Raw genomic sequence first — 7,774 nt, forward strand, 5'->3', positions numbered from 1 at the left:
CTAGCAGAACTAGCCAAGTATATTGATCCCATGGGCCTTGGGAAAACTTTAATTTTTGCAGCATCTGATGACCATGCAGATATGGTTGTCCGGATGTTTAAAGAGGAACTGGAAGAAATACATGGGTCTATTGATGATAACACTGTGATGAAGATTACTGGCTCTATTAAAAATCCATCCCAGGCGATTAGACTGTTTAAAAATGAACGATTACCAACCGTTGTTGTAACGGTGGACTTGTTAACAACTGGTATTGACGTACCTGCTATAACGAACCTGGTATTTTTAAGAAGGGTACGTTCTCGTATCCTTTATGAGCAAATGCTAGGTCGTGCGACAAGACGCGATGATGAAATTGGAAAGGACCATTTCTCTATTCATGATGCGGTTGGTATCTATGAATCATTAAAGCCATATACGACGATGAAACCTGTGGTGAAAAGTCCCAAAGTGACGGTAGAGCAATTGGTTGGAGAGCTCGAACAACTCGAAGACCATGTACAACAGCAAAGCCATAAAGAAGAGTTGATTGCAAAAATTCAACGGAAAAAGCAGCGTTGGCAAGAAGAAGACCATGAGAATTTCAAAGTGCTTTCAGGTGGTAAATCAGTAAATGACTTTGTAGATTGGATAAAACAGTCTGATCCAAAGCAAGTCACCGAAAAACTAACGTCGAATAAAAACATTTTACAGTATTTGGATGAGAATCGAGGAAGACCTGTACTTCAGTATATCTCAACACACGAGGACAAAATACGAGAAGTTAGCCGTGGATATGGTAATGCTGATCAACCGGAAGATTATTTACAAAGCTTCAAACAGTTTATTGAAGAGAACATGAACTTACTGCCTGCCCTTAAAGTGGTATGTACCCGACCAAAAGAATTAACCCGTGGACAATTAAGAGAGTTAAGGGTCGCATTAGACCAAAAGGGTTTTACCGAAAAGGGCCTGCAAACTGCGTGGCGGGATGCGAAGAATGAAGATATTGCTGCAGACATTATTAGTTTCATTCGGCAACAAGCAATTGGAGATCCGCTTGTCGGTCATGAAGAACGGATAAAAAAAGCAATGAAGAAAATCTATTCAATAAAAGCATGGCCACCATACCAAAAATCCTGGTTGGAGCGGATTGAAAAACAACTGTTAAAAGAGTCAGTACTAGATCCTGACCCAGAAAAAGCATTTAACGTCGAGCCATTTAAAAGTCGCGGAGGCTATAAACAACTAAACAAGATATTTGATGGAGAATTAAATGACATTGTAAGTAAAATCAACTATGCATTATACGATGAGAGGGAGCAAGCATAAAAAATGGGCAACCAACAGATTGTACAGAAGCTTTGGAACTTATGTAACGTATTACGTGATGATGGGATTACCTATCACCAATACGTGACTGAATTAACGTATTTACTATTTTTAAAAATGATGAAGGAAACAGATAACGAAAAATCTATTCCAGAAGAATATCGATGGGATTCACTTATCAGCATTCATGGTCTTGAACTAAAAACACATTACCAAAGACTCCTTATTGATTTAGGAAACGAAGGTAACGATGTTTTAATGCAAATCTATACGAATGCTAAGACAAATATTGATGAGCCTAAAAACCTTGAGAAAATCGTTCGCTCTATTGATGAGTTGGATTGGTACACTGCGAAAGAAGAAGGTTTAGGCGACCTTTACGAGGGTTTATTAGAAAAGAATGCAAGCGAAACAAAATCAGGAGCGGGACAATACTTCACCCCGCGTGTTCTTATAGATGAGATAGTAAAACTCGTAAATCCAAAACCAGGTGAACGTTGTAACGACCCGGCAGCTGGAACATTTGGTTTCATGATAGCTGCTGATCGACACGTACGCCAGCAAACAGATGATTATTTTGACTTAGGTGAAAAAGAAGCTGAATTCCAAAAGAATAAAGCTTTTACAGGAGTCGAGCTCGTTAAAGATACACACCGTTTAGCTCTAATGAATGCCATGTTGCATGACATTCAAGGAGAGATTACTTTAGGAGATACTCTGTCAGAAGTAGGTAAAAGCTTAAAGAACTATGATGTTATCATGACAAATCCTCCATTTGGTACAAAACAAGGAGGAGAACGTCCAACGCGTGATGACTTAACATTTGCAACCACGAATAAACAGTTAAACTTCCTGCAACATATTTATCGTGCATTAAAGCCGGATGGTAAAGCACGTGCAGCTGTAATTTTGCCAGATAATGTTCTGTTTGAAGGTGGAACTGGAGCAAAAGTCCGTGAAGATCTAATGGATAAATGTAATTTACATACAATCTTACGGTTACCAACCGGTATTTTCTACGCACAAGGTGTCAAGACAAATGTTCTATTTTTCACTCGTGGCAAAGTAGATAAAAACAATACCAAAGATGTTTGGGTGTACGATCTACGAACAAACATGTCGAAGTTTGGAAAACGGACCCCGTTAACAGAAAAACATTTTGAGCCCTTTATGGAAGCTTATCAAACTGAAGATAGATCAAAAGTTGAAGATGAACGTTTTAACGCCTTTACAAGAGAAGATATTTTGAAAAAAGATAATAGCCTAGATATTGGTTTAATTGAAGATGACTCTCTGTCTATATATGAAAACCTTCCAGATCCAGTTGATTCTGCTGAAGAAGCAATTACTAAACTTAACCAAGCTATAGGCTTATTGAATGAGGTAGTAACAGAGCTTCGTGCTGTTGAAAATGGGAAGAGCCATGAAGTCTCAACAGAAGAAATAAGTAAGGTCGCTGAAACTTTTGAGGTGGGCAATGATGAGTAAGAAGGTTAAAAAAAAGAAAACAATTGAAGAAATGTTAGAAGAAGCCTTGGTTCCTGAAGAAGAGCAGTCTTATGAAGTGCCAGGGAATTGGATTTGGGTAAAATTAGGATACGTAGCTCAATTTATTAATGGTGATAGAGGAAAAAATTATCCTTCAAGAAATGACCTAATTACTAATGGAGTTCCTTTTATTAATGCTGGACATTTAATTGATGGCAAACTAGATATGGGAAGCATGAATTATATATCAATTGAAAAGTTTAATTCGTTAGGAAGTGGAAAAGTTTCTAATAGTGATGTTTTGTATTGCTTACGAGGAACTTTAGGAAAGACTGCTGTTGTTAGTGATGTAGAAAAAGGTGCGATTGCTTCTTCATTAGTTATTATAAGAGCAAATAAAAAAGTTAACTATATCTTTTTATATTATTACTTAGTTAGTTCTCTTGGCAGGAAAATGATAAAAGTTCATGATAATGGATCGGCACAACCTAATTTGTCTGCTAATAATGTAAAGAAATATACCTTCCCCTTTCCACCATATGAAGAACAAAAACGAATTGCTGAAAAAGTTGAACGCCTTTTAAATAAAATTGATGCAGCAAAGCAATTGATTGATGAAGCAAAGGAAACTTTTGAACTTCGTCGAGCAGCGATTTTGAATAAGGCTTTTCGGGGTGAATTGGATGATAATGTTAGTAGGAATGAGTCTGATAATCAAGATAAAATAGATGGTGTACCGTACTTGTTACCTTCTGGGTGGAAATGGGTAGCGTTAGAACAAATTACGGATTTTGAAAATGGAGATAGAAGTTCTGCTTACCCGAAGGCCGAAGAACTTGTCAACCAAGGTATTCCATTTTTATCTACGAAAGAATTAAAAGGTAACGTTATTAAGTTTGATGAAAATACCAAATATATTACAGAAAAGAAGTTTAATACACTTCGTAGTGGTAAATTAAAAAATGATGATATATTAATGTGTATAAGGGGGAGTGTAGGTAAGGTAGGTTTATTTAAAGGTTCAAATGAAACTAATACAGGTTTCGTTAATGCTCAACTTGTTATCTTAAGAAGTCAACAGACAATTGTTCCTAAGTATTTATTGGCTTACTTATCTTCACAAATATTTAACAATCTTCTAGAGAAAGTAACAACAGGGAGTGCGCAGCCACAGTTATCTGTGAAAGAGCTTAAACAAGTATTATGTCCGTTACCTCCAGTAGAAGTTCAAAGGGCTATCATATATAAAACTGATAAGATTATTAGTAAAATAGAAAAAGAATATTTAATACTTAGTAATATTAACTTTGCACATTTGAAAAGTAGTGTTCTTTCAAAAGCTTTCCGCGGGGAACTTGGAACAAACAATCCCTCAGATGAAAATTCGATTGAATTATTAAAAGAAGTACTCCAAAAACAAATGTAATTACTATTTTTTTGACCATATTCAGACCACAAACATATATAGCAGTAGATTGGCCAGTTTTCCTTAAATATAGTGCCTGTCACCCGAAACTTCAAGAGTTCTTGAATCCCGGTAATACTATTAGCTTTGGTCAAGATACAGCAACTTTATTCTACCAAAAGGATCCTTACTTTACTGGTGATAAGATAAAAATACTAATCCCTAAAATGTCAAAATTCAACGAGTTAATAGCATTATATATTATCACTTGTATGAGGAAAGCTTTTGCAAATTTTTCTTGGGGTTCTAGTTCTTTCAATGAGAATATAATAAATAAAGTTTCAATTCTTTTACCCACCAAGGATGGTAAGGTGGATTATGAATTAATAGAGAACTATATTAAATCTTTGTATAAGCAACAAGTAAATACTTTATTTAAAGAATACAACTTTAAAAATTCAAAGGATAAAAATTTTAAACGGCATAAATAAAATTAATCGATATGTTGTGTACACTATAACCGTTATTGTTTTTTTATCATAGTTTGCTGGACTTCGTCAATATACTTATTTACGCACCATTTTGAACAGAACTTTTTCCCATGAATATCTTTATGTGATTACGGCCACTGAAATGTACCACCTCTGACATATTATTTACCACCGAGTGACACAAAATGTACCAGTAAATGCCATGTGTTTACCACCTAATACCTTTGTATAATTAATGGGCACACCTGTGGGTGTGACATTACTATATGGAGGTGTTTTTTTATGATCCATTATCAAAAGATATCGGAATTAGACGATGAGGGAATCAGTCTTAGAGGCATTGTTGCAAGTACCGGTAACTCTCGTCAAAAAGTAACAGAGATCATCAGCTTGGCTAAAAAGAAAGGATTAGTGTTTCCGTTAGACGAAGAAATGACGGACCAATTGAAGACTGTAACTGCTAAACTAAAATAGTCAATTATTGATCAATAAGATTGAACACTTTTTGCCAATACAGCACTCCTTCCATATATGATAGATAGATAGAATTTATTATCGTATATGGAGGAAAAAAAGGTGGAAAAGTGGAGAATGTATAACCAAATTTCTCAATTAAGAGAATTAGGTTTTTCAAAAAGCAGGATTGCTAAGAAGTTAGGGATTGCAAGGGGGACTGTAAATAAGTATTTAGATAGAAATCCTGAAGAAATGTCACTTTGGCTTTCTTCTACGAAGAGTCGAATCCGAAAACTAGATAAGCATAAAAAGGAGATTTTAGGTTGGTTAAGGGAACATCCAGATCTTTCATCAGCTCAGATTTTTGATTGGTTAGACGAGAAATATGAAGAAATTGAGGTTGGTGAAAGTTCCGTCCGGCGGTATGTTAGAGAGATCCGCAAAGAATACAATATTCCTAAAACAACAAAAAAACGTGAATATGAAGCAATTCCTGAATTACCAATGGGGTTTCAAGTACAGGTCGATTTTGGCCAGTGTTGGCAATTAAACGAACAAGGTCAATCAGTTAAACTCTATGTAGTTGCATTTGTACTTTCACATTCGCGTTATAAATATATGGAATGGCTAGATCACCCTTTTACCACAAGAGATTTAATAGAAGCACATGAAAATGCATTTCGAGAATTTGGTGGGAAACCAAAGGAGATGGTTTATGACCAGGACAACATCATTATAGTAAGTGAAAACAATGGGGATATCATATATACAAAACAATTTGAATCCTATCGCCGACAAGAGAAATTTAAAGTGTATGCTTGTCGAGGATTTGATCCAGAAAGCAAAGGAAAAATTGAAAATGTGATTGGTTTTATTAAGAAGAATTTCGCAAAGCATCGGCCCTATACTACGTTAGATGATTGGAATAAACAAGGGAGGTTGTGGCTTGAACGAAGAGGAAATGGAATGGTTCATAATACAACAAAAAAAGACCAGTCGATGTTTTCCAAGAAGAAAAACAACATTTACGACCAGTCAGGGTGCTTATCTCGGTACCAGCCAAAGATAAGCTAACTAATTCAAATTCTGATTCTAGTATAACAAGGGTTGTTCGTAAGGACAATACCATTTTGTATAAAGCTAATCGGTACTCCGTACCATTAGGCACGTATAGTGATTTCGGAAAAGATTTTCAATTAAACATTCAAGAGAACATACTACGTATAATTGACACTGAAACTGGAGAAATAATTGGCACACACGAAATTTCAAATCAAAAAGGGTTGCTGATACAAGAACGTGCTCACAAAAGAGATCGTTCAAAAGGAATCCCTGCATATATTGAGAGTACGGCTGATAAGTTTGAAAATAAATCATTAGCTCTCCAATATTTAGCTGAAGTGAAAGAGCAATACCCAAGATATATGCGAGATCAACTTCAGCTCTTAAATAAAGTATGGGAAAGTTTCCCTAAGTCCTATATTAATCAGACTCTACTGTTGTGTGTAAAGCAAAAGCTTTACAGTGCGTCAGAGTTCCATGATATGGCAAAGCACTTAATGGTGCAGAAGCCTGTTGAAGCAGCTAAACCACCAAAAAAAATACAAGCTCTACATCAGGAATCATCTTATTTATTAGACATAAAACTTCCTACAAGTGACCTGTCTATCTAAATGGACATTATGGAGGGAGGTGATTCTTCATGAGTACGTATAAAGAGCTAGAAACCATTCTACGGAAATTACGATTCGTCGAAACGTCCGAACACTTACCTGAACTGATAAAGAAAGGAGAACGTCAGTCATTATCCTATACTAGTTTTCTATTGGAAGTTATGGAATATGAACAAAAAAGACGGGAAGAAAAATTGATTGAAAAAAGACTTAAATGGGCAACTTTCCCCATATATAAGACATTAGATGAATTTTCCCTAGAGGAACAACCGTCATTAAAGAAACAACAATTTAACCAGTTGGTAGATTTAGCATGGCTAGATCAGCTGTATAATCTTATTCTTCTAGGTCCTACTGGTGTAGGGAAAACAACCTTGGCCATTGGTTTAGGTATAAAAGCTATATACGAAGGATATAAAGTATCCTTTATATCAATGGGAGAACTGGTTCATGTGCTAAAAACAGAAGAAATAACTCGAAAATCCCAGTTGCGATTAAAAAGGATAAGAAACTCAAATCTAGTGATAATAGACGACCTTATGTTTATGGCAATGGACCAACGTGAAGCTAATTTATTCTTCCACTTTATAAATGAGTTATATAATCAATCCTCAATCATCTTAACGTCTAACAAGGGACCAGGTGATTGGGGTGAACTACTGGGAGATCCGGCAATTACTGCAGCAATATTAGATAGAATTATTCATCGAGCTGAAGTAATTCAATTATCAGGAGACAGCCTTCGATTAAAAAATCGAAGTACGATATTTAATAAAGAAAGTGTTCAAAATTAATGAGCAAAAAGTGTTCAATTTAACTTGACGGTTACAAGACCTGGTGCCTGTCACTTCCCGATAAAAAGGTGTACCAAATTGGTACACCTTTTTGAGTACAATAATCTTTTAGTGTATTAGCTAGCAGGATTTTACATATTTATTATAGAACTTATT

The 7,774-nt window shown here is 35.5% G+C and carries 8 protein-coding genes; all 8 read left to right on the forward strand.

Annotated features, from left to right (window positions below):
• Positions 1–1,311 (forward strand): type I restriction-modification enzyme R subunit C-terminal domain-containing protein (locus ACOI1D_RS20395; protein WP_422503904.1); only part of this gene is annotated, 1,311 nt, incomplete at its 5' end.
• 3 nt (positions 1,312–1,314) lie between these two features.
• On the forward strand, positions 1,315–2,799 hold the full coding sequence (locus ACOI1D_RS20400) for an N-6 DNA methylase (protein ID WP_422503906.1): 1,485 nt from the start codon (positions 1,315–1,317) through the stop codon (positions 2,797–2,799).
• Positions 2,792–4,225: a restriction endonuclease subunit S gene (locus ACOI1D_RS20405; RefSeq protein ID WP_422503907.1), complete on the forward strand. Its 1,434-nt coding sequence runs from the start codon at positions 2,792–2,794 to the stop codon at positions 4,223–4,225. Before ACOI1D_RS20400 ends, ACOI1D_RS20405 begins: the two co-directional genes overlap by 8 nt.
• A gap of 11 nt (positions 4,226–4,236) precedes the next feature.
• Positions 4,237–4,695 carry a restriction endonuclease subunit S gene (locus ACOI1D_RS20410; protein ID WP_422503908.1) on the forward strand — a complete coding sequence of 153 codons (459 nt, stop codon included), beginning with the start codon at positions 4,237–4,239 and terminating at the stop codon, positions 4,693–4,695.
• Positions 4,696–4,977: 282 nt separating this feature from the next.
• A complete protein-coding gene (locus ACOI1D_RS20415; protein ID WP_422503909.1) occupies positions 4,978–5,169 on the forward strand; it encodes a hypothetical protein in 192 nt (63 codons plus the stop codon).
• Between the two features lie 102 nt (positions 5,170–5,271).
• A complete protein-coding gene (gene istA, locus ACOI1D_RS20420; RefSeq protein WP_422503910.1) occupies positions 5,272–6,225 on the forward strand; it encodes an IS21 family transposase in 954 nt (317 codons plus the stop codon).
• 56 nt (positions 6,226–6,281) lie between these two features.
• Positions 6,282–6,824, forward strand: coding sequence for a hypothetical protein (locus ACOI1D_RS20425; RefSeq protein WP_422503912.1), 543 nt, complete (start codon positions 6,282–6,284; stop codon positions 6,822–6,824).
• 29 nt (positions 6,825–6,853) lie between these two features.
• On the forward strand, positions 6,854–7,618 hold the full coding sequence (istB, locus tag ACOI1D_RS20430) for an IS21-like element helper ATPase IstB (protein ID WP_422503914.1): 765 nt from the start codon (positions 6,854–6,856) through the stop codon (positions 7,616–7,618).
• Positions 7,619–7,774 lie beyond the last annotated feature (156 nt).

Origin of the sequence: Virgibacillus sp. DJP39 (genome assembly GCF_049310925.1) — a bacterium.
In the GTDB taxonomy this organism is placed as follows: domain Bacteria; phylum Bacillota; class Bacilli; order Bacillales; family Amphibacillaceae; genus Virgibacillus_F.